Origin of the sequence: Radicibacter daui (genome assembly GCA_030657355.1) — a bacterium.
Lineage (GTDB): Bacteria > Pseudomonadota > Alphaproteobacteria > Radicibacterales > Radicibacteraceae > Radicibacter > Radicibacter daui.
Genome location: CP131056.1, coordinates 2,859,403 through 2,880,206 on the forward strand (window position 1 = coordinate 2,859,403; position 20,804 = coordinate 2,880,206).

General features: G+C 64.7%; 21 protein-coding genes. 13 read left to right on the forward strand and 8 right to left on the reverse strand.

The genetic code is table 11. From position 1 onward, the window contains the following. Nucleotides 1-382: 382 nt before the first annotated feature. The 5 genes from ffh (at nucleotide 383) to rplS (ending at nucleotide 4,433) form a co-directional block, all read left to right on the forward strand. Complete coding sequence (gene ffh / locus QTL98_RS13510; protein ID WP_445678990.1) at nucleotides 383-1,918, forward strand: signal recognition particle protein; 1,536 nt, start codon at nucleotides 383-385, stop codon at nucleotides 1,916-1,918. 94 nt (nucleotides 1,919-2,012) lie between these two features. Next, nucleotides 2,013-2,393, forward strand: coding sequence for a 30S ribosomal protein S16 (gene rpsP / locus QTL98_RS13515; protein WP_445678991.1), 381 nt, complete (start codon nucleotides 2,013-2,015; stop codon nucleotides 2,391-2,393). 202 nt (nucleotides 2,394-2,595) lie between these two features. Next, nucleotides 2,596-3,207 (forward strand): ribosome maturation factor RimM, encoded by a 612-nt coding sequence (gene rimM / locus QTL98_RS13520; RefSeq protein WP_445678992.1) that lies wholly within the window; start codon nucleotides 2,596-2,598, stop codon nucleotides 3,205-3,207. Nucleotides 3,208-3,210: 3 nt separating this feature from the next. After that, on the forward strand, nucleotides 3,211-3,966 hold the full coding sequence (gene trmD / locus QTL98_RS13525; RefSeq protein WP_445678993.1) for a tRNA (guanosine(37)-N1)-methyltransferase TrmD: 756 nt from the start codon (nucleotides 3,211-3,213) through the stop codon (nucleotides 3,964-3,966). Nucleotides 3,967-4,034: 68 nt separating this feature from the next. Next, complete coding sequence (gene rplS / locus QTL98_RS13530; RefSeq protein ID WP_445678994.1) at nucleotides 4,035-4,433, forward strand: 50S ribosomal protein L19; 399 nt, start codon at nucleotides 4,035-4,037, stop codon at nucleotides 4,431-4,433. 200 nt (nucleotides 4,434-4,633) lie between these two features. On the opposite strand, the gene QTL98_RS13535 is transcribed toward rplS, so the two are convergent. Next, entirely contained in the window at nucleotides 4,634-5,050 is a 417-nt protein-coding gene (locus QTL98_RS13535) for a hypothetical protein (RefSeq protein ID WP_445678995.1), read from the reverse strand. Between the two features lie 418 nt (nucleotides 5,051-5,468). After that, nucleotides 5,469-6,161, reverse strand: a complete 693-nt coding sequence (locus QTL98_RS13540) for a YajG family lipoprotein (protein ID WP_445678996.1) — start codon at nucleotides 6,159-6,161, stop codon at nucleotides 5,469-5,471. Nucleotides 6,162-6,462: 301 nt separating this feature from the next. Between QTL98_RS13540 and dapF the strand changes: the two genes are divergently transcribed. The 3 genes from dapF to ftsY are packed head-to-tail and all read left to right on the forward strand — an operon-like array spanning nucleotide 6,463 to nucleotide 9,919. Beyond that, entirely contained in the window at nucleotides 6,463-7,374 is a 912-nt protein-coding gene (gene dapF, locus QTL98_RS13545; RefSeq protein WP_445678997.1) for a diaminopimelate epimerase, read from the forward strand. Continuing rightward, entirely contained in the window at nucleotides 7,371-8,681 is a 1,311-nt protein-coding gene (mtaB, locus tag QTL98_RS13550) for a tRNA (N(6)-L-threonylcarbamoyladenosine(37)-C(2))-methylthiotransferase MtaB (RefSeq protein WP_445678998.1), read from the forward strand. The genes dapF and mtaB overlap by 4 nt, the downstream gene beginning before the upstream one ends. Before the next feature lie 47 nt (nucleotides 8,682-8,728). After that, nucleotides 8,729-9,919, forward strand: coding sequence for a signal recognition particle-docking protein FtsY (gene ftsY / locus QTL98_RS13555; protein ID WP_445678999.1), 1,191 nt, complete (start codon nucleotides 8,729-8,731; stop codon nucleotides 9,917-9,919). 157 nt (nucleotides 9,920-10,076) lie between these two features. On the opposite strand, the gene QTL98_RS13560 is transcribed toward ftsY, so the two are convergent. The 3 genes from QTL98_RS13560 to QTL98_RS13570 all read right to left on the reverse strand — a co-directional run bounded on the left by QTL98_RS13560 (nucleotide 10,077) and on the right by QTL98_RS13570 (nucleotide 14,460). Further along, nucleotides 10,077-10,505 carry a response regulator gene (locus QTL98_RS13560; protein WP_445679000.1) on the reverse strand — a complete coding sequence of 143 codons (429 nt, stop codon included), beginning with the start codon at nucleotides 10,503-10,505 and terminating at the stop codon, nucleotides 10,077-10,079. Then, nucleotides 10,502-13,660 carry an ATP-binding protein gene (locus tag QTL98_RS13565; protein WP_445679001.1) on the reverse strand — a complete coding sequence of 1,053 codons (3,159 nt, stop codon included), beginning with the start codon at nucleotides 13,658-13,660 and terminating at the stop codon, nucleotides 10,502-10,504. The genes QTL98_RS13560 and QTL98_RS13565 overlap by 4 nt, the downstream gene beginning before the upstream one ends. Nucleotides 13,661-13,812: 152 nt before the next feature. After that, nucleotides 13,813-14,460 (reverse strand): HAD family hydrolase, encoded by a 648-nt coding sequence (locus QTL98_RS13570; protein ID WP_445679002.1) that lies wholly within the window; start codon nucleotides 14,458-14,460, stop codon nucleotides 13,813-13,815. A gap of 191 nt (nucleotides 14,461-14,651) precedes the next feature. On the opposite strand from QTL98_RS13570, the gene QTL98_RS13575 reads away from it, so the two are divergent. Next, nucleotides 14,652-15,917, forward strand: coding sequence for an aminotransferase class V-fold PLP-dependent enzyme (locus tag QTL98_RS13575; RefSeq protein WP_445679003.1), 1,266 nt, complete (start codon nucleotides 14,652-14,654; stop codon nucleotides 15,915-15,917). 18 nt (nucleotides 15,918-15,935) lie between these two features. Here the strand turns inward: QTL98_RS13575 and QTL98_RS13580 are convergent, their stop codons facing one another. Further along, nucleotides 15,936-16,781 carry a fructosamine kinase family protein gene (locus QTL98_RS13580; protein WP_445679004.1) on the reverse strand — a complete coding sequence of 282 codons (846 nt, stop codon included), beginning with the start codon at nucleotides 16,779-16,781 and terminating at the stop codon, nucleotides 15,936-15,938. Nucleotides 16,782-16,945: 164 nt separating this feature from the next. On the opposite strand from QTL98_RS13580, the gene QTL98_RS13585 reads away from it, so the two are divergent. The 4 genes from QTL98_RS13585 to QTL98_RS13600 all read left to right on the forward strand — a co-directional run bounded on the left by QTL98_RS13585 (nucleotide 16,946) and on the right by QTL98_RS13600 (nucleotide 19,414). After that, nucleotides 16,946-17,536, forward strand: a complete 591-nt coding sequence (locus tag QTL98_RS13585; protein WP_445679005.1) for a GNAT family N-acetyltransferase — start codon at nucleotides 16,946-16,948, stop codon at nucleotides 17,534-17,536. A 33-nt stretch (nucleotides 17,537-17,569) separates the two neighbouring features. Next, a complete protein-coding gene (locus tag QTL98_RS13590) occupies nucleotides 17,570-18,244 on the forward strand; it encodes a GntR family transcriptional regulator (protein ID WP_445679006.1) in 675 nt (224 codons plus the stop codon). Between the two features lie 154 nt (nucleotides 18,245-18,398). Next, nucleotides 18,399-18,977 (forward strand): biotin transporter BioY, encoded by a 579-nt coding sequence (locus QTL98_RS13595; RefSeq protein WP_445679007.1) that lies wholly within the window; start codon nucleotides 18,399-18,401, stop codon nucleotides 18,975-18,977. An 8-nt stretch (nucleotides 18,978-18,985) separates the two neighbouring features. Further along, nucleotides 18,986-19,414, forward strand: coding sequence for a DUF1284 domain-containing protein (locus QTL98_RS13600; RefSeq protein ID WP_445679008.1), 429 nt, complete (start codon nucleotides 18,986-18,988; stop codon nucleotides 19,412-19,414). A gap of 177 nt (nucleotides 19,415-19,591) precedes the next feature. Here the strand turns inward: QTL98_RS13600 and QTL98_RS13605 are convergent, their stop codons facing one another. Together QTL98_RS13605 and QTL98_RS13610 are read right to left on the reverse strand one after the other, a co-directional pair. Next, nucleotides 19,592-20,236, reverse strand: a complete 645-nt coding sequence (locus QTL98_RS13605; RefSeq protein WP_445679009.1) for a LysE family translocator — start codon at nucleotides 20,234-20,236, stop codon at nucleotides 19,592-19,594. Between the two features lie 160 nt (nucleotides 20,237-20,396). Continuing rightward, nucleotides 20,397-20,624 (reverse strand): hypothetical protein, encoded by a 228-nt coding sequence (locus QTL98_RS13610; RefSeq protein WP_445679010.1) that lies wholly within the window; start codon nucleotides 20,622-20,624, stop codon nucleotides 20,397-20,399. Nucleotides 20,625-20,804 lie beyond the last annotated feature (180 nt).

Here is a 20,804-nt window from a genome sequence, read left to right on the forward strand (position 1 = left end):
GGCACAATCGGGTGCTCAAGTATCGACCGAAAGTATGAACAAGTCATGAATTGCATCGGACCAGAAAATTTTCCCGCAGAATGCGAAACGATTGCACCGCTATACTCAGAAAGTGAATGACCGGCCTCCATTAACCACACCGTCATTCAAAAAGAAACCGGACCGGAAGCCGCAGCGCATGATAGGGAAACCTGCCTGGCGTGCCCGCCTTATATGAAGGCAGGGTGTGAAGAACAGTTGACGTTCGGCCCCCTTCGCCTTATCAACCCTTCCCGACAGCCAAAGCCAGTCCGCGAGTTTCGCGCACTGGCTCTTTTTGCTTGGCCTGAAACGGTGTGACAACCGCGGCAGAACAGGCAGTAACCTTGAGGAACGAGCCGATATGTTCGAGGGCCTTTCCGGCAGACTGGGCGATATCTTCGACCGGCTGCGCAAGCGCGGTGCGCTGAGCGAGGCGGATGTTACCGCCGCGCTGCGCGAAGTGCGCATTGCGCTGCTGGAAGCGGACGTTGCGCTGCCGGTGGTCAAGGACTTTATCGACCGGGTGCGCGAGCGCGCCGTTGGCCATGAGGTACTGAAGAGCATCACTCCGGGTCAGCAGGTCATCAAGATCGTGCATGACGCACTGGTGGAGATGCTCGGCGGCACCAGCGAAGGCGTGGAACTGCGCGCCGTTGCGCCGGTGCCCGTGCTCATGGTCGGCCTTCAGGGTTCGGGTAAAACCACCACCACCGGCAAGCTTGCCCGCCGCTTCAAGGAGCGCGAGCGCAAGAAGGTGCTGATGGCCTCGCTCGACACCCGCCGCCCGGCTGCCATGGAGCAGCTGGCGGTTCTGGGCCGCCAGATCGATGTCGCCACCCTGCCGATCGTCACCGGCCAGCAGCCGGTCGAGATTGCAAAGCGCGCCATGCAGGTGGGCCGCACCGAAGGCTTCGATGTGGTGCTGCTGGATACCGCCGGCCGCCTCAGCATCGACGAAGAGCTGATGGCCGAGGTGGCCGCGGTGCGCGATGCCACCAGCCCGGCCGAAACCCTGCTGGTCGTCGACGCCATGACCGGTCAGGACGCGGTGACGGTCGCCACCAACTTCGATCATGCCGTCGGCATCACCGGCATCGTGATGACCCGTATGGATGGTGACGCCCGTGGCGGCGCCGCGCTGTCCATGCGCGCGGTCACCGGCAAGCCGATCAAGCTGATCGGTGTCGGCGAAAAGTCCGATGCGCTGGAGGGTTTCCACCCCGACCGCGTGGCCGGCCGCATCCTTGGCATGGGCGACATTGTCGGCCTCGTCGAGCGCGCCGCCGAGACGATCGACCAGGAAGAGGCCGAGAAGCTCGCCCGCCGGGCGATGGAAGGCCAGTTCGACATGAACGACATGCTGGCCCAGATGCGGCAGATCCGCAAAATGGGTGGCATGGATGGCCTCATGGGCATGCTGCCAGGCGTCAAGAAGATCAAGCAGCAGATGTCCGAAGCCAATATCGACGAAAGCCTGCTGAAGCGCCAGGAAGCCATCATCCTGTCGATGACCAAGAAGGAACGGGCCAAGCCCGATATCCTCAAGGCCAGCCGCAAGCAGCGTATTGCCGCCGGTTCCGGAACCAGCGCGCAGGATATCAATCGCCTCATCAAGCAGTGGCAGCAGATGCAGACTGTGATGAAGCAGATGAAGAAGATGGGCGGAAAGGGGCTGCTGCGCGGCGGCCTTTCCGGCCTGATGGGCGGCATGGCCGGCAAGGGAGCTTCCCTGCCACCAGCTGGCGCCCTGCCCCCCAGCCTGCCGCCGGGTCTCGGCGGCAAGGGCGGGCTTCCCCCCAATCTTGGCGGCGGGTTGCCGGATTTAACCGGCAAGGGTCTCCCCTCCGGCCTTGGCGGCCTCTTCGGTGGCAAGGCCGACCCGTTCAAGAAGAAGTAAACCGCCCGCCTCAAAACCGGGCACCGCGTTCAAAACCCTGAAAACAGCATCCCGGCAGGCCGATGGCCGGCCGGTAAATTGGAAAGAGAGAAAAATGTCCCTTCGTATTCGTCTGTCCCGCGGCGGTTCCAAGAAGCGTCCGTTCTACAGCATCGTCGTTGCCGACAGCCGCTCCCCGCGTGACGGCCGCTTCATCGAGAAGCTCGGCTTCTACAACCCGATGGTTGCCACCGGCGGCGAAGACCGTATCCGCCTCGACGCCGAGAAGGCCAAGGCCTGGCTCGAGAAGGGCGCCCAGCCGTCCGACCGCGTGGCCCGCTTCCTGGCTGACGCCGGCCTGATCGAGAAGATCGCCAACGTCGAGACCCCGAAGAAGTCCGCTCCGAAGGCCAAGGCCCAGGAGCGCGCCAAGGAGCGTGCCGAGCGTGAAGCCGCCGCTGCCGAAGCGCCGGCTGAAGAAGCCGCCGAGGCCTGAGACCAGGACCTTGCCCGACACGCCGCCGCCCTTGAGACGGCCGGCGTGCCGGCTTCAGGGTTTTGAACTGACTGGAACGCCGCGCCCGGCTGCCCGCCCCTCCCTCCGCCTCCTGGCGGCTATCGGGGCTCGCCGGCGCGGCGTTTCCGGTTTCTGTTTCAGGTTCCGGCCTGCTGAATTTCAGGAACTGACGAGGCATCCCATGCCGCCAGCCAAGGTCTGCGTCGCCGTCATTACCGGCTCCCACGGAGTGCGCGGCGCGGTAAAGCTCAAGCCGTTCACGGCCGATCCGGAAGCGATCGCCGATTACGGACCGCTCAGCACCGCTGACGGCAGCCGCAGCTTTGCCCTGCGCATCGTCGGCACGGCCAGCAATGGCCAGTGGATTGCCACGCTCAAGGGCATTACCGACCGCGAGACCGCGCAGGCCCTGCGCGGCACCGAACTGTTCGTCGACCGCTCCGCCCTGCCGGCAACGGAAGATGAAGACGAATTCTATTATGCCGATCTTATCGGCCTTGCCGTCGAAGACCTGAAGGGCGAGCGCCTCGGCACCGTGCGCGCGGTGCATGAGTTTGGCGCCGGGGACCTGCTGGAGGTGCAACTGCGTGGCGGCCAGGCCGTGATGGTGCCTTTCCGCCGCGAGATCGTGCCGACGGTTGATGTGGCCGGCGGCCGCGTTGTCATCGACCCGCCCGAAGGCCTGTTTGAAATGAGCCGCCCGGCGCCGCGCAAAGGCGCCGGCGACAAGTCGGCAACAGCAGCCGACTCGGAGGCTGATGCCGGTGCTGACAGCCCCGTGGACGAGGGCTGAGGCATGCATATCCCGGAAAGTAACGGCTCCGCCCCCTGGCTTGCCCGGGTGCTGACGATATTTCCGGAAATGTTTCCGGGTCCGCTCGGCCATTCCCTTGCCGGAAAAGCGCTGGAGGCCGGGATATGGCAACTGGAAACGCTGGACATCCGCTCCTTTGCGAGCGATAAGCACCGCTCCGTTGACGACACACCGTTCGGCGGAGGGGCCGGCATGGTCATGCGTCCCGATGTCATCAGCGCTGCGGTGGAAGCTGCGCGCGGGCACGGGGGGCAGGAGCATACCGGCCCTGTTATTTATCTGTCGCCACGCGGCGCTCCCCTGACCCAGGAACGGGCCCGCGCGCTTGCCGATAGCCCCGGTGCGATCCTGTTATGCGGTCGCTATGAGGGTGTCGACCAGCGCGCACTGGACCGGCTTGAGGTTGAGGAGCTGTCTGTCGGCGACTATGTGCTTTCCGGCGGCGAGCTGGCGGCGATGATCCTGATGGATGCCGTCGTGCGGCTGCTGCCGGGAGTGATGGGAAATGTCGAGACGCTGAGCGAAGAAAGTTTCGAGCAGAGTCTTCTGGAATATCCGCTCTACACGCGGCCTGCCGTGTGGGAGGGGATGGAGGTGCCGGAGGTGCTGCTCTCCGGTCACCATGAGCGCATCCGCCAGTGGCGTCAGGCCCAGGCCGAAGAGATCACCAGGGCACGCCGCCCCGATCTCTGGGCCAGGGTTGAAGCGACACGGGCGGGCAGGCGCAAGCAGCGGTAGTTTTGAGGAGTGGCGGCCCGCGGCATCTCGCCTTGGGGCCGTCAGAACAGTCAAGAGAGGGCAAGGTTATGAAGAACCCGATCATTGCCGCGATCGAAGCTGTCGAGATCGAGAAGCTCGACCACGCGGTTCCGGATTTCTCCCCGGGCGACACGCTGCGCGTGAACGTCAAGGTTATCGAAGGCACCCGCGAGCGCGTGCAGGCCTATGAAGGCGTCTGCATCGCCCGCAAGAACGACGGCGTGAACTCCAACTTCACCGTCCGCAAGATTTCCTACGGCGAAGGCGTCGAGCGCGTGTTCCCGCTCTACAGCCCGCGTATCGCCAGCATCGAGCTGATCCGCCGCGGTGACGTCCGCCGCGCCAAGCTCTATTACCTGCGCGATCGTCGCGGCAAGTCCGCTCGTATCGTCGAGCGCACCACCGGTCACGGCATCGAACAGCGCCCGCCCAAGGGCTCCAAGTAAGACGCTGACGTTCGCCTTTTCCTTAGCGGGAAAAGGTGCCCCGCCCTCTCGGGGAGATGACATGCCTGCCGCGCTCCGCCCCTTAGGGGACATGGATCGCCGCGACAAGCCTCTGCTTCTTACGATGACATGAAAAAGGCTGGCCCGGGAAACCGGGCCAGCCTTTTGTCTTTGGTGCTTCCGGGCGTTGCGCAGGCGACCTATGGCTGCTTGCGGTAAACCAGCTTCGAGCCATCGGGCTCATAGACCTCAAGGCTGTCGTCATCCATCCAGTCAACATGGGCAGGCTTGCCCTTCTCGGCTTCCTCGCCGGCGTCATCCACACAGCCGGAAAAGACGATCTCGTCCTTGTCATCCACATCCCAGCTGCAGGTCACGGCCGGGGTTCCGCTCGCAGGACGAAACTCAGTGGTATCCTCATCAAAATCGATGCTGTAGCCGCGCTGCTTGCCCAGAATGGCCTGAATGCGCTCAGCGCTCCTGCCGGCGGCCTTGAGCGCAGCAGTGCTATCGCCTTCCGCAAAAACATAGTGACCGGAGGGGGCATCATCCGCATATGCAACTCCGGCTGTGGTCACCAGAAAACCCACCACCATAAGGGCAATGGACGATTTCAATCATTCCTCCTTGAAGCGGCAGCAGACCGGGATTCTTCGCCCGTATCTACCGTAGCGTCGCCCCGGGCATGAATAAGATCGACAATGCAGCGGCCCCCTCTATGGCACGAAAGCCACTGCTCGCCCTTATATTGTGAGCCCGCAGTGGCCACCACTGCTTCCTATACCCGCTCCATGCTGGCCGCCATCTGGAAGATACACTGCTTCGGCGACGATTTTGTCGCGCTTGAGGGAGGCGGATGCCCATATCGCTAAGCGAAAAGAGTGCAGCTGCCATAGCAGAGCACAAGATTGGCGCGGGGGGGCTTCCAACTTACCCTGCTGGGAGCCCTCGCACGCCGGGTATCGCTGTCTATGTGTGCAGTTGCCACAATGACAGCGATGAGGTTAAGGCCTGCGGCCCGTTACCGGCAGAGACTTATGAAACCGGCGCTGGATCGGCCGCCGCGGCATCCCGTACGAGAGTGTCATGCAGGTCCCTGTCGGCAATGACCTGCTGCACAGCCTTTGCCAACGCCTCATCAAGGGCTGCTTGAGTGCTGTCGCTCGGCGACAGCCCGCTAAATGGCCGCGTTATGTTCGCATCGTAACTGTGCGTGTAGATTGTCTTTCCCGCAGAAGAAGATGCAACCAGATTGAAGGCAACCCGGGCTTGGCAATCCACCGAGAAAAAGTGAACATCGAAATCATTGTAGAAAATTATGGTCTCGACGACGATCTTCACCCCGCCGGGTCCAGTCTTGAAGCCCATCGCCGAGAGTTCTGTTGCTACGGCCGATGAAACTTCTGTGGCAACATCATTCGTCGCGATGATCTTGGCCATCTTCATTCCGTAACCGTTTCTCTTGGTCGAAACACGATCACTGTTGATGACCCGGCCGTCCTTCGGAACGACATCGATGGTTACGCTGGAAGCGCCGGGCACGGTGCTTGTTGCGACCGGTCCGGCATATTTGACCTCGACCTCACCTTGGTTCACGGCACAACCGCCAAGACCGGCAAGGAGCAGAAAGCAGAACAGCGCCCTCTTCATTGGTACACTTCCCCCATTTGAAACGACATTGATCCCGCCGCCGCTGGTCTGTTGTGATCGATGAATATCAACGCTCACCGGCCGGCACCCAAAAGGCCAAACCGGACTACATCAAATCTCTTAAAAAGTGCTAACTATCTAAGAATATTTTATTTAAAATAAATTATGAAAATATAAATCAATCTAAAGTATAATTCTAAGATAAACACACCGCCGGCGGAGATATCCTGGGACCGGCGGGTTAATACAAATCCGGATCGGCCTATACTTTACGAGACCAGCCACAGCGGGCCGTCCACATGAACATCTCTGCCATGACGTGTCATTATGAGCCTTGCGATAGACGCCGATAGCCCCTCGCCCTTATATAGAACCTGTCATGACCACCACTGCTTCCCAAACCAGCTCTGCGCTGGCCGGCCGGCCCTTCTGGAAGATGCACGGCCTCGGCAACGATTTCGTCGTGCTTGACGGACGCGAGCACCCCATCGCGCTCAGCGACGAGAGCGCGGCTGCCATTGCCGACCGCAAGACGGGTGTGGGATGTGACCAGCTTATCCTGCTGGAAGCCCCGCGCACGCCGGGCACTGACGTTTACATGCGCATCCGCAACAATGATGGCGGCGAGGTCGAGGCCTGCGGCAATGCCACGCGCTGCGTGGCCGATCTGCTGGCGCGCGAGACCGGGCGCAGCAACATCGTGATCGAGACCGTGGCCGGTCTGCTCAACGCCGATGCCTTCGCGCCCGGCGCCGCCACCGTGGATATGGGCCCTGCCCGCCTCGACTGGCAGGACCTGCCGCTGGCGCGCGAGATGGATACCCTGTCGCTGCCGCTTTCCGCCGGTCCGCTGGCGAACCCGGTCGGCGTTTCCATGGGCAACCCGCACGCCGTCTTCTTCGTGCCCGATGCCGAGGCGGTTGATCTCGCTTCGCTGGGCCCCGGCCTCGAACACGATCCACTCTTCCCGAAGCGCGCGAATATCGAGGCGGTGACGGTGCTCGCCGATGGCTCGCTGCGTCAGCGCACCTGGGAGCGCGGGGTCGGCATTACCCGCGCCTGCGGTACCGGTGCCTGCGCCGTGCTGGTGGCGGCTGTGCGCCGCGGCCTTATCCAGGGCCGCAAGGCCGTGGTCCGGCTCGATGGCGGCGACCTCACCATCGAATGGCGCGAAAGCGACGGGCATGTGCTGATGAGTGGCGCGGCCTCCACCAGCTTTACCGGCACGCTGTCGGCGGATCTGTTCCGCGCGGCGGGGCTGGACGAAACGGGCGCCCGGGTAGCCGCATGAGCGAAGCAGAAGCCGATCTTTCCCCGGCGCTGCCGATCCCCGGCGCGCCGCGCGCGGACGTGGAGGTGGTGACTTTCGGGTGCCGCCTCAACGCCTATGAAAGCGAGGTCATCCGCCAGAAGGCTGCAGAGGCGGGGCTTACCGATACCATCATCGTCAATACCTGCGCCGTGACGGCGGAGGCCGAGCGCCAGGCGCGCCAGGCCATTCGCAAGCTGCGCCGTGAGAACCCCTCCGCCCGCCTCGTCGTCACCGGCTGCGGCGCCCAGATCGACCCGGAAAGTTACGCCGGCATGGGCGAGGTCGATCAGGTGATCGGCAATGAGGAGAAGCTGAAGGCGGAGAGCTGGCGTTTCCTCTCCAATGGCGGCCCGCCGTCCGAGCGTGTGCGCGTCAACGACATCATGTCGGTCAAGGAAACCGCAAGCCACATGATCGCCGGCTTCGGCGAACGGGCGCGCGCCTTCGTGCAGGTACAAAATGGCTGTGACCATCGCTGCACCTTCTGCATCATCCCCTATGGCCGCGGCAATTCCCGCTCGGTGCCGATGGGCGAAGTGGTGGCCGAAGTGCGCCAGTTGGTAGCCGCCGGCTACAGCGAAGTGGTGCTGTCGGGCGTGGACGTGACCTCCTACGGCCCCGACCTGCCGGGCAGCCCCAGTTTCGGGCAGATGATCCGCCGGCTGCTGGCCGCTGTTCCGGAGCTGCCGCGCCTCAGGCTCTCCAGCCTCGATGCCGTGGAGATGGATGAAGACCTCTGGCGCCTCATCGAAAACGAGCCGCGCCTGATGCCGCATCTGCATCTCTCGCTGCAATCGGGCGATGACATGATCCTGAAGCGCATGAAGCGCCGCCACTCCGTGGCCGATGCGCTCGCCTTCGTGGAACGTGCCCGCAAGGCGCGGCCGGAGATCGTCTTCGGCGCCGACCTTATCGCCGGTTTCCCGACCGAGACGGACGAGATGGCGGCCACCACACTGGCGACCGTGCGCCAGCTGGGCCTGACCTATCTGCACGTCTTCCCCTATTCCGCCCGCAAGGGCACGCCCGCCGCGCGCATGCCGCAGGTGCCGATGCCCGAGCGCAAGGCACGCGCCGCCGCCCTGCGCGCCCTTGGCAGCGAGGCACTGGCTGCCTATCTCGCCTCGCAGGTGGGCAAGGAAGCCAATGTGTTGGCCGAAAAGCCGGAGATGGGCCGCACCGAGCAGTTTGCGCAGGTGCGCCTGACGGGCGCCGAGCCCGGCCGCATCACCCGCATGCGCATTACCGGCGTCGAGGGTGACTTCCTGACCGCCGAAGCGGCCTGACCGCGCCACGGCAGATAAAAGACAAAGAACGAGGGGATTACCGGCCGATGTTGTTCGGGTTCGGACGCAAGAAGAAGCAGGAAGCCGAGAAGCCGGTGGAAGAGGTTCTGCCGGCAGAAGAGATTTCGGCCGAGGCAGGGGCGACCGAAACAGAAGAGCCGGCTGCGGGGGAATCTCAGACGGACGAGACCGCCTCCGTCGAGCCGGAGGTTGCAGAGCCGACACTCGAACCCGAGGTCGCGGCTGAGCCGGAAGCGATCCCTGCCCCCGTCTTTATCGAACCGGCAGCATCGCCGGCAGAGCCACCCCAGCCCAAACGCAGCTGGCTTGGCCGCCTGACGGCGGGCCTTACCCGCTCCTCCTCGAAGCTGACCGAGGGCATTGGCAGCATCTTCACCAAGCGTAAGCTGGATGACGAGACGCTGGAGCAGCTGCAAGAGCTGCTGATCACCGCCGACATGGGCCCGGCCACGGCCGCAAAGCTGACGGCCGCACTGGCGAAGAACCGCTTCGGCAAGGAGATCTCCAGCGAGGAAGTGCGCGAGTTTCTGGCCGCGGAAATCGCCGCCATCCTGAAGCCCGTCGCCCGCCCGCTGGAAATCCAGGACGCAAAGCCGCATGTGCTGCTGATGGTCGGTGTCAACGGCACCGGCAAGACCACCACCATCGGCAAGCTCTCCCAGAGCTGGCGCGCCGAAGGCCGCCAGCCGATGCTGTGTGCCGCCGATACCTTCCGCGCCGCAGCGGTGGAACAGCTCAAGGTCTGGGGCGAGCGCACCGGCAGCCCGGTGATCGCCGGGGCCGAGGGGGCGGATGCCGCCGGCCTTGCCTTCAGCGCGCTGGAGCAGGCCCGCTCAAAGGGCAATGACATCCTGATGGTCGATACCGCCGGGCGCCTTCACAACAAGAAGGGCCTGATGGACGAGCTGACCAAGATCGTGCGCGTCATCCGCAAAATAGCGCCCGACGCCCCGCATTCCACCCTGCTGACGCTCGATGCCACCACCGGCCAGAATGCCGTGGAGCAGGTGCGCGTCTTCAAGGAGATGGTAGAGGTCTCCGGCCTCATCCTCACCAAGCTCGACGGCTCGGCCAAGGGCGGCGTGATCGTGGCGCTGGCCCAGCAGTTCGGCCTGCCGGTACATTTCATCGGCGTGGGCGAAAGTGTGGACGACCTGCGCCCCTTCGATGCGGACCAGTTCGCGCGCAGCCTGATGGGACTAAGCGCGGTTAAATAAGGGCGGAGAAGGCCGAAAGGCATACATCCTCATCCGCCGCTACGCGGCACCTTCTCCACAAGTGGAGAAGGATTTGAGGCGCTCTTTTTCCTTCTCCATTCATGGAGAAGGTGGCCGAAGGCCGGATGAGGGTGTGTGCCCCTCAGCCATTTCCCCTTCAGGACGGTTGGCGGGTTTTGTACTGCTCCAGCACCTTGACCACGATGGGATCGAGGCGCTTTTCCAGTGCGGCCGGGGAAATCGGCTTTACCAGATAGCCGTCCGCCATATGCTCGCGCGCCTTGCGCACCTGCGCCTCGTCTGAATCGGCGGTGAGGAAGATGACGGGCGTTGCCCGCAACGCCTCGATCGGGGCGGCCCGCACCTTCTGCAGGAAACCCATGCCGTCCAGCGGTTTCATGTGGATGTCGCACAGCACGATATCCGGGCGCACACGGATCATCTCGCGCAGGCCGGCAACGCCGTCTGCGGCCTCATAGATATGCTCGAAGCCATACTGGCGCAGCAGCCGGCCCACCAGCGTGCGGGTATATTTCTCGTCCTCGACGAGCAGGAGCTTGAGGCTCGAAATGCCTACAACCGTCATGACAGGTCCCTGAGCCTGGAGCTTTGTCGCAAGGTTCCGATGGCGACGGCCAGTTCATCGAGAGTAGGCGAAAGTGCAGGCGCAATAAATAGCGCCGCATCGAGATCGCCGGCATCGAGAATGTCCTGCAGGTCCGCCGCAAGCCGCCCGAGCCGCTGCGCACCGATGGAAAGGGCTGCCCCCTTCAGCGAATGCACTTCTTCACGCGCCTCGGCCCCGTTTCCAGTCGCCAGGGCAGTTTCGATTCGTTCAATCCGGCCCGGCACGCTTGCCACAAAATCCTCGACGAACCCCAGCGCTTCACCGTCAAGCGCGCCGAAGATCTCCTCAACACGGGCGAGATCGAAAATCTCCGGATCGAAGGCCGGCCCCGCAGACTCACCTGCCGCCACAGCCGCGTCTTCCTCAGCCTCCCTTTGGTGACGGAACCCGGCCGCGGCGGGCAGAAAAGCAGCGAGCGTGTCGCGCAGCAGGCCGGAATTGATCGGCTTGGTAAGATAGCCATCCATGCCGGCATCAAGGCATTGCTGCTCGGTGCCGGTCAGCGCATCCGCGGTGAGCGCGATGATCGGCAGATGGCGGGGGCTCCCCTCCTCTGCCCGGCGCACAGCCGCCGTCAGTTCAAAGCCATCCATCTCCGGCATGTGGAAATCGGTCAGCAGCAGGCCAAAGCCCTGCTCCGGCCGCGCCAGCAACTCCAGCGCCACGGCGCCATTAACGGCGATTTCATGCGCGTAGCCCAGGCGGTGCAGATGGCGGGCGATGACCGTCTGGTTGGTGGGGTTATCTTCTGCCACCAGCACGGCAACACCATTGGCATGCGCCTCTTCCAGCGCGGGCGGTTCCCAGCTCTCGGCCGACGGATCGGCAAGCGCGCCGGCCCGGCGCAGCTCGGCGCGGCCCAGCGCGGCGGCAACCGCATTCATCAGCCGTGCCCGGCGCGGCGGCAGGGTGAGCGTGGTGAAGAAGCCGACACGCTCCGCCTCCGACAGGGTGGAATAGAGCCGGCGGGAGGCAAGCAGTGCAAAACGCGGCGCTGCGTCCCCCGCAGCCGCAAGGGCGCGGCGGCGCAGGTCAAGTGCCGTCATGTCCCGGAACACCGCCTCGACCAGCACGAGATCGAACGGCCGCTCGGCAAGTGCCGTCAGCGCCTCGCTGCCGCTGGTCGCCACCTCGATATGCGGCACGGCGCTAAGCGCGTGGCGTAGCGCCGGCACCTGCGGCGCGTTGCCGGTAACCAGCAGCAGCCGCGCATCGCCGATATCGGCTTCAGGCAACAGGGGCCCGCTGCCCTCGCTGGCCCTTAGCGGCAGTTCAAACCAGAAGGTGGAGCCTTCCCCGACCTTGCTTTCAACACCGATGGCCCCCTCCATCAGCTCGACAAGGCGCCGGCAGATGGAAAGGCCAAGGCCGGTGCCGCCATATTTGCGCGCGGTGGAACTGTCGGCCTGTGCAAAGGGCTGGAAGAGGCGTGCACGCTGCTCTTCAGTCAGGCCAATGCCGCTGTCGACAACCTCCAGCCGCAATCGGGCCTCTGCGCCCGCACCTCGCACCAGCGCCCGCAGCATCACATGGCCGCGCTCGGTAAACTTCACGGCGTTGCCGCCGAGGTTGAGTAGAATCTGGCGCAGGCGCGTCGGGTCGCCGGTCAGGCGCTGCGGCAATGCCGGATCGATATCGACGACAAGGGCGATGCCGCGCTCCTCGGTGCGCATCTCCAGAAGCTCGGCCACTTCCTCGATCAGCTCGCCGGGGTCGATCTCCAGCAGCTCGATGTCGAGTTTGCCGGCCTCGATCTTCGAGAAATCGAGGATGTCGTTGATGATGCCGAGAAGCGCGGCGGAAGACTGGCGGATGATCGTTGTCATCGACCGTTGTTCGTCGCTGAGCGCGGTCTGGTCCAGCAGCTCGGCCATCGACATCACGCCATTCATCGGCGTTCTGATCTCGTGGCTCATGGAGGCAAGGAAGTTGGATTTGGCGACCGTTGCCGCCTCCGCCTGTTCGCGGGCAACGGCAAGTTCGGCATTGGCGATGGCAAGCTGCTGGCGCCGCGCTTCGATGACGAGGCCGACACGCCGGCGCCATTCGATAATGCCCAGCAACACCAGAATAAGCGCGCTGACCGCCAGTTCACCGCCCGCCGCCCCGACAACCCGCTGCAACCAGGGACGATGATCCTTGAGGCGGATAACCGACCAGGAGGTGCCCGGCAGCGGCCAGGCCTCGGCAACCGTGCCGGCACTGACCTGCGCTCCGGCGACCCCGCCGGCGACGATGCGGGCATTTTCATCCGCAAGGCGCAGCGCACCGAGTTCGGCGGGGAAATCGCCCAGCAGCTCATCAAGATAATCGAGCGTGAAATCGAGCGCGACGATACCCATGAAACGCTCGCCGCTATAAACCGGCCGGCCAATGCTGACCACCAGTCCACGCCCGCCGTCATCCTGGTAGACCGGGGTAAAATAGGGCTGGCGGCCCGGGTTACGGTCCGGTGTTCCGTAGGTGAAATAGGGCTGGATCAGATCCTCGTCGGCAAAGCGCGACTGCGCCGAGGGCACGAAGGGGTAGATATATTCAAAGCGGCTGGCGGAGATGTAATAAACCCAGGGGATGTTGGGCAGCCGGCTCGCCGCCAGCCGGAAGATGGAGTGGAGCGACAGCGCCATCTCCACCTCGCGGCGGAAGCGGTCGTCCAGTTGGCCGCCGCTATCCAGCCGGTCGAGCGCGCCGAGGCCGGTGAGATTGCCGATCTGCCCGGGCTCGTACCCCGCCGACCCCGGATCATCGAGCTGGTAACCCTCATTATCCGGCGTCGGTCTGAGCGTGCGAAACAGGTCGCTGGGAGCGGCATAAGGCTGGCGGCTGCTGTACTGATCCTGCGCCACCTGCTGCATCAGCTCCACGATCATGGTCGCGGTGCCGACGGAGGACATCAGCCGGCGGGAAATCACCTCGCCCTGGGTATGGGCCTGGGCATCGACTTCCGACAGCCGCCGGTCGACCGACCACAGGGCGAAAGCCAGAGTGGCAAGCGCGGCCAGCACATAGAAGACGGCGAAGAAAGCGCCGCGCCGCCATCCGCCGCCCTTGAGGGCTGCGGACGCTTCGGCCGCACCGATGGCGCCTGTTTCCTGCTGCGCACGATCCTGCATCTGGCCCCCGTCGGCCTGCCCGGCCCGTTTTTGAGGTCGGCCAGTCCCGGCAACTCCCCGCTGCGGACCGGCCTGACCGTTACCGCTTCACGATAGGAAAAGCGCGAGGGACTGCAAAGAGGCGCCGTGATGAGGCGGGTATGAAGCCCCGATCAGGCCGCGGCCAGCAGGGCCGGCAGCATCTCCATGGCGCGGAAGGTCTGGGCCCCCTCGGCCGTCAGCGCCTCACGCGAGCCCGGCACGGCGGCATAACCGAAAACCCTCATGCCAGCGGCAATGGCGGCGCGCACGCCCGGCACGCTGTCTTCCACCACGATGCAGTTCTGAGGGCTTGCCCCCATGGCCTGTGCCGCATGCAGGAACAGGCCCGGATCGGGTTTCCAGGACCCCACCTCATAGGCGCTGAAGATGCGCCCTTCGCCGAAGAAGGGATAAAGCCCGGTCTTGCGCAGCGAGAGGCGGATTTTTTCCGGCGTGCCGTTGGAAGCAACGCAAAAGGGCAAGCCAATGGCGGCAAGCGCCCGGTCGATGCCCTCGATCATCGTCAGCTCGGCCTGAAACAGCACATCGGAGCGGGAGCGATGGTTGGGCAGGAAATTTTCCGGCAGCGGACGGCCGAGCATGACCTCCAGATCGGCCAGCGTGTCGGCGAACTTCCAGCCGCGATATTTGACCTCCGTCTCATGCAGATCGAGCGTCAGGCCCAGTTCGCCGGCCTGCTCCACCAGCGCGCGTGTCGCCAGCAGTTCGCTATCCACCAGCACACCGTCACAATCGAAAATAACCAGCTCGAGACTCATGTTTTCCTTCGCCTACAACACAAAAGACGGCGGCCTGTGCCCCGCCTGCAATCGCTTGGGATAACCCGATTTGTTGCCGGCAGTGTGGCGCAGGGCACGGAAGCCTGTCAAAGTCGGCAGGCGTCATGGCAGCCCTGCGGGGATCATCCCGGCCAGCGCCAACAGTCAAAGAAGCGGAGCCTTGTGCTTTCATGGAGCTTGATCTCGACTTTGTCCGTTCGCAGTTCCCGGCCTTTTCGGTGCCCTCGCTCAAGGGGCAGCATTTTTTTGAGAATGCCGGCGGCTCCTATACCTGCACGCAGGTGATCGGCCGGCTCGGCCGCTTCTATGACGAGACCAAGGTGCAGCCCTACGCCCCCTATGGCGCCTCGATGAAGGCCGGCCGGGCGATGGACGAAGCCTATGAGCGCCTTGCCGCCGCCCTTAATGTGGGCGAGGACGAGGTGCATCTGGGCCCCTCCTCCAGCCAGAACACCTATGTGCTGGCACAGGCCTTCCGCCCGGTGCTGACAGCCGGCGACGAGATCGTCGTCACCAACCAGGACCATGAGGCCAACAGCGGTGCCTGGCGGCGCCTTGCCGAGTTCGGCGTGGTGGTGCGCGAATGGCAGGTGGACCCGGATACCGGCCGGCTCGACCCCAATGCGCTGGACGCGCTCCTGTCGGGGCGCACGAAGCTGGTCGCGATGCCGCACTGCTCCAACATCGTCGGCCACATCAATCCGGTGGCCGAGGTTGCCGCAAAAGTTCATGCCGCCGGGGCGGTGCTGGTGGTGGATGGTGTTTCCTATGCCCCGCACGGCCTGCCGGACGTCTCCGCCCTCGGCGCCGATATCTATTTCTTCTCGCTCTACAAGACCTATGGGCCGCATCAGGGGCTGATGGTGGTGCGGCGCGAGCTGATGCAGCAGCTTGCCAACCAGAGCCACTGGTTCAATGACGGCGAGGCGCACAAGCGCCTTGTGCCCGCCGGGCCCGACCATGCCCAGGTGGCCGCCGCCGCCGGCGTCGCCGATTATATCGACACGCTCTACCACCATCATTTCGGCGGCAGCCCGGCCTTCCCCTCCCCGCACAATGGCAATGGCAGCGACGGTGTCGACGGCGCCGAACGTGCCCGGCAGGTGCACGGGCTGATGCGGGCGCAGGAGGTGAAGCTGCTCACCCCGCTGCTGGAGTGGCTGCGCGGGCGCAACGGCATCCGCGTGCTGGGGCCGACGGTAGCGGAAGAACGGGCGCCAACAGTTGCCATCCACACCACGCGGCCTGCCGACCAGATTGCCGCCGCCCTTGGCGAACGCGGCGTCATGGCAAGCTACGGCCATTTTTATGCCCGCCGCCTTGTCGAGGCGCTGAAGGTACCAAGCGACCCCGGCGTGCTGCGCCTCTCCTTCGTGCACTACACCAATGACAAGGACATGGAAGCGCTGATGAAGGCGCTGGATGCCGAGCTGTAAGGCACCAGCCCCGCAGCCTCAGCCGCCCAGCGCCGCCAGCAGCTGGTCCACCAGCCCCCGGTAGCGCGAGCCGAAAAGGCGATAATGCACGATGGCCGGCCAGAGCCGGTAAAGGATGAGGCGCTCGCCCAGTCCCGGCTCCGGCGGCCCCATCCGCTCTGCATAAGCGGCAAAAAAAGCCGAGGGCGGGCTGTCGAACAGCCCCAGCATGGCGATGTCCACCTCGCCATGGCCGATATAGCTGGCCGGATCGACAAAGCCGCTGACCCGTCCCTCCGCCACTACCACGTTGCCGCCCCACAGGTCGCCATGGAGCAGAGAGGGGCGCGGCTGGCGCGGCAGCCAGTCGGGCAGGCGCGAGACCAGTATCTCCAACCGGCGGGCCAAATCGGGCGGTAGATCATCGATGCCGGCCAGCAGGCGGTTTTCCGCCCAGAACCGGCACCAGTCCGGCTTCCAGCCATTATCGATGCCAAGGCGGCCATAGGCATAGTCCGCCTCCCAGCCATAAGGGCCGATGGCAAGCGCATCATCCGGCACCGGAGCCGGTGCGGCATGCAGCGTGCCCAAGGCATGACCCAGACTGGCCCAGGAGGCGGAAAGGCGCCCGCCATGGGGCAGCAGCCGCATGACCAGAATGCTCTCATCCGCCGCCAGAACCTGCGGGGCCGGTGCCCCGGTGGCGGCGATGGCGCGCAGCATGGCGGCCTCGGTCAACGGGGCGGGCCCGTTCTTGACCACCACCTCGGTGCCATCCCTCAACCAGACACGCAGCACCTGCGACAGGTCGCCGCCATGCATCACCTCGGCCCGTGCCGGCTCGCTGCCGGTCAACCGGCCCACCGCCCGGAGCAGTGCTGTCATCGGCATATGGAACGGTCCCTTCCTGAGACGCCTTGTTCTGACTGCCCCGCTACCGGCACATTTGATGCCGACACTGGGACCAATCCGTCGATACCTTCGGTTGCGAAAGCCGTGCCCCCTCCGGGTGATACACCCAAAGATGGCAACAGTGCAAAGGCACCGCCATGACCGAGATAATCCGAACTGCGCCGGTGGCCAGTGGTTCCTTGCTGCCAGACTTCGAAACACCGCGCCTGATGCTGCGCGGACGCACGCTTGCCGACACCGATGCGTGCCTTGCCATGGACCATGAGCCGGACGTCACCCGCTTTGTCTCCGGCCCCTGGACCGATCCCGAGGCACACCGCGCCTTTATCGAAACCCGCACGCTGGGTCCCTGGCCGCAGGGCCATGGGTACTGGAGCATCCTGGAGCGCGCAGAGCCGGAAAACTTCCTTGGCTGGATCCTGCTGATCCCGGTCGCCGGCCAGGACAGTACCTCTGAAATCGGCTGGCGCCTGCGGCGCGAGGCCTGGGGCAACGGTTACGCCACCGAGGCGGCCGAACCGGTGATGCAGCACGCCCGGATGCTTGAAACCCTCGACGAGGTGATCGCGGAAATCTCTCCCGCCAATCGTGCCTCGATGCGCGTGGCCGAGAAACTGGGCATGAAGTCGCGCGGTTTTGCCGAGCTGCCCGGCGGCACGGCCCTGCGTTATGCCGCGCGTACGGGTTTCGACGCCGGCTCGACAAGCGGCGCGGACGATCTTATCTAGGAGAAATTATCTATAAAACTGGCACCACCCCGCATGACCACCACCTCCGCCAAGGAAGAAACCCTCGCCGTGCGTATCAGCCGCATCCTTGCCGAGCGCATCGTCGCCGGCGAGATCGAGCCGGGCACGCGCCTGCGGCAAGACCATGTGGCAGAAGAGTTTGGTGCCAGCCACGTGCCGGTGCGCGAGGCTTTTCGCCGGCTGGAGGCGCAGGGCCTTGCCGTCAGCGAGCCGCGCCGGGGCGTGCGCGTCGCCTCCTTCGCCCTCAGCGAAGTTCGGGAAGTGGCGGAGATGCGGGCCGCGCTGGAAGTGCTGGCGCTGCGCCATGCCGCCCCGCACATCACCCCCGCCATTCTGGATGCAGCGGAAGAAGCCACCAAGGCCGGCGACAAATCCCGCGATGTGCGGGAATGGGAAGAAGCCAACCGGCGTTTTCACCGGCTGATCCTCACCCCCTGCAACATGCCCCGCCTTCTCGCCGCCATCGACGATCTGCATGCGGCAAGCGCCCGTTTCCTGTTCACCACCTGGCGCTCCAGCTGGGAAGCGCGCACCGACCATGATCACCGGGCGATCCTTGCCGCCTTGCGGCAGGGCCAGGCCGATCAGGCGGCGGCCATTCTTGCCCGCCATGTGCAATGGATCGGCCAGCGGCCGGTCAAGACGCCGTCCGGCGCCACCCGCGACGCTTTTGCCATCGTCGGCTGACCTCCCGGCTCCCCTTTCCGCCTCCCTGAACTCCGCAGAAAACCTGGACTTTTGCAGGTTTCATCACCCGCGCCTTGCCTTGGCGAGGGAAATGTGGATTCAATAATATATAGATAGTAAAAATTATCTATAATTTTGAATTTGGAGTTTCGGAATGTCCTTCCTTGAATCGCCGGTCCGTCCGGCTTCCAGCCCGCTTGGCCTTGATACCCGCTCGCGCCCGATGCAGGCGCTGGCCATCCTTGCCGGCACCGCACTGCTCGCCCTTGCCTCCTACATCTCGGTGCCGATGATCCCGGTGCCGGTAACGATGCAGACCTTTGCCGTCACGCTGATCGGCGCCTTGTTCGGCTGGCGCCTTGGCGCCGCCACCGTCATCGCCTGGCTCATGGAAGCGGCAGCCGGCCTGCCCGTGCTCTCCGGCGGTGCCGGCGGCCTTGCGCCGTTTGCCGGCCCGACGGCGGGTTATCTCTTTGCCTTTCCGCTCTGCGCCGCGCTGACCGGCTGGCTGGTTGAAAAGGGCTGGAACGGCCGCAAGGTGCTGCGCGCCTTCCTTGCCATGCTGGCCGGCAATGCCGCCTGCCTCGTGCTGGGCGCCCTGTGGCTCGCCGCCCTCATCGGACCGGCGAAGGCCATCGCGCTCGGCATCACACCCTTCATCGTCGGCGGCATCCTGAAGTCCGCCCTTGGCGCTGCCACGCTGAAGGCGCTGGCCCGCCGCAAGGCCGCCTGAGGCAAGCCATGACCGTCCGGCTCCGCCCGCATCATCTCCTGTGCCTGCTGACCTATGTCGGCAAGGGCTACAGCCCCGCCTTCACCGCGAACTATGACGCAGTGGCCGTGCGGCTCGCCAAAGGCGAGGAGATCCAGATCGTGGCGGGGCCGGATGATATCTGCGCGCCCTTGCTGGGCGAAGAAGACGCCCATTGCCGTCGGCAAAGCGTTATCCGGCGCGATGAGGCTGCCGCGGCGGACAATGGCCGGCTGCTGGGATTTGCGGTGACATCGGGCACCCGGTTGACGCTAGACGCCGGACGGCTCGCCCATCTGCGCTCGGCCTTCACCCAGGGCTTGTCCCGTAGTGCCTGCGCAGGCTGCGAATGGTCGGCTCTCTGCTCGCAGATTGCCGACAGCGGATATGAGGAAGCGCGGGTGAAGAAGACTTGCTGACGGCAGCAGCTGCGGGGCCTGCATCCCCACCGGGCCTTCGGCCCACCTCCCCGTTTCGGGGAGGTTTTTCAATAAATTAGCGCAACCATCCTCCCCCACCTCGTGGGGGAGGTGTCCGCGAAGCGGACGGAGGGGGATGTAGGCTTTTCTGTTTGCCCGCTCCGTAAACCCACCTGGTTAACGCCGCACCGCCTCATACACCAGCCGCAGCCCCAGCACCGCCATCAGCCCGCCGGCCAGCCGGTCGATCACGCCCTTGGCATGCAGATAGGCCGCGCGCGGGCGGTGGGAGGAAAAGACCAGCGCGACCACGAGATACCACAGGGTCTCGACCGTAAAGACGCCCACCGGCACCAGCAGCACGCCGGCAAGCGGCATGTGGGCCGGCATCAACGCGGCAAACACACCGGCATAAACGATGGCCGCCTTGGGATTGCTGGTCTGGATCAGATAGGAAAGTCCGAAGACGCGCAGGAAGCTGGCCCTGCCGCGGGCAGTACCGCCCTCGTTCGCCGCCAGTGGCATCGCGGCGCTGCGCCAGATGTTCCAGCCGATCCAGGCGAGATAAAGCCCGCCCACACCCTTCAGCACGATATAGAGCGTGGGCACCTGCTGGATGACCACCTGCAACCCGGCCAGCGCCAGCGCCGCGAAGGTGACGCCGCCAAACCCCATGCCCAGCGCCGCTGCAACACCGTTCATGCGCGATCCGGCAATGGAAGTGCGGGCCACATGCAGGAAGCTGGGGCCGGGAATAATGGCGCCCATCAGGATGGCGCCCATGATGCTGGAGATGACGAGCAGGATTTGAAGGGCGGTCATGGCAAGGGCCTGGCTGCCAGCGGGCGCAGGCAGCGGCGCGGTATGCGCCCGAAACTCCCGCCGTTCATGGGAATGAAGGCCTGCGCCGCGCAGTCTACACCGGCAAACCGCCCGGGCAAGCTGGCGGCATCACAGTTTCCGGCGGGAGGTGAAGCGCGGCTTACCCTTCGCCGGGTGCGCCCGGCCCGCCGCAGCCTGCCGTGGCCTCCGCCGCCTCTTCCGCATCCAGTTCGCCTTCCGGATCATCCACTGAAAGGCAGCCGGCCGCGCCCTGCGCCCCGGCCGCCGCGCCAATGCCGTTGCAGCAGGCGCCATGGACGACCGCCTTGAAGACGGTACCGGCAAGGCTCGCGACTTCATGTTGCAAATCGGAAATCAGATGGCTCATCGCCGCCTCCTTTCCCTGGCAAGGCCCGCCTCCCTCGCGGGACCACAACCCCTCACCTCAAGTGTGAACTCTATCACAGTTTATACGGAAATTCGAGGTGGCGGGTTCCCGGCTGCGACAACGGGCCCCTCACGATTGTCATCGAACCGAAACCCGGGCGTCACCCGGCTGTTATCTGGC

Coding starts and splice junctions, on each gene's coding strand:
- ffh (WP_445678990.1), top strand. CDS start 383: ATGTTCGAGGGCCTTTCCGGCAGACTGGGCGATATCTTCGACCGGCTG.
- rpsP (WP_445678991.1), top strand. CDS start 2,013: ATGTCCCTTCGTATTCGTCTGTCCCGCGGCGGTTCCAAGAAGCGTCCG.
- rimM (WP_445678992.1), top strand. CDS start 2,596: ATGCCGCCAGCCAAGGTCTGCGTCGCCGTCATTACCGGCTCCCACGGA.
- trmD (WP_445678993.1), top strand. CDS start 3,211: ATGCATATCCCGGAAAGTAACGGCTCCGCCCCCTGGCTTGCCCGGGTG.
- rplS (WP_445678994.1), top strand. CDS start 4,035: ATGAAGAACCCGATCATTGCCGCGATCGAAGCTGTCGAGATCGAGAAG.
- dapF (WP_445678997.1), top strand. CDS start 6,463: ATGACCACCACTGCTTCCCAAACCAGCTCTGCGCTGGCCGGCCGGCCC.
- mtaB (WP_445678998.1), top strand. CDS start 7,371: ATGAGCGAAGCAGAAGCCGATCTTTCCCCGGCGCTGCCGATCCCCGGC.
- ftsY (WP_445678999.1), top strand. CDS start 8,729: ATGTTGTTCGGGTTCGGACGCAAGAAGAAGCAGGAAGCCGAGAAGCCG.
- QTL98_RS13560 (WP_445679000.1), bottom strand. CDS start 10,505: ATGACGGTTGTAGGCATTTCGAGCCTCAAGCTCCTGCTCGTCGAGGAC.
- QTL98_RS13565 (WP_445679001.1), bottom strand. CDS start 13,660: ATGCAGGATCGTGCGCAGCAGGAAACAGGCGCCATCGGTGCGGCCGAA.
- QTL98_RS13570 (WP_445679002.1), bottom strand. CDS start 14,460: ATGAGTCTCGAGCTGGTTATTTTCGATTGTGACGGTGTGCTGGTGGAT.
- QTL98_RS13575 (WP_445679003.1), top strand. CDS start 14,652: ATGGAGCTTGATCTCGACTTTGTCCGTTCGCAGTTCCCGGCCTTTTCG.
- QTL98_RS13580 (WP_445679004.1), bottom strand. CDS start 16,781: ATGACAGCACTGCTCCGGGCGGTGGGCCGGTTGACCGGCAGCGAGCCG.
- QTL98_RS13585 (WP_445679005.1), top strand. CDS start 16,946: ATGACCGAGATAATCCGAACTGCGCCGGTGGCCAGTGGTTCCTTGCTG.
- QTL98_RS13590 (WP_445679006.1), top strand. CDS start 17,570: ATGACCACCACCTCCGCCAAGGAAGAAACCCTCGCCGTGCGTATCAGC.
- QTL98_RS13595 (WP_445679007.1), top strand. CDS start 18,399: ATGTCCTTCCTTGAATCGCCGGTCCGTCCGGCTTCCAGCCCGCTTGGC.
- QTL98_RS13600 (WP_445679008.1), top strand. CDS start 18,986: ATGACCGTCCGGCTCCGCCCGCATCATCTCCTGTGCCTGCTGACCTAT.
- QTL98_RS13605 (WP_445679009.1), bottom strand. CDS start 20,236: ATGACCGCCCTTCAAATCCTGCTCGTCATCTCCAGCATCATGGGCGCC.
- QTL98_RS13610 (WP_445679010.1), bottom strand. CDS start 20,624: ATGAGCCATCTGATTTCCGATTTGCAACATGAAGTCGCGAGCCTTGCC.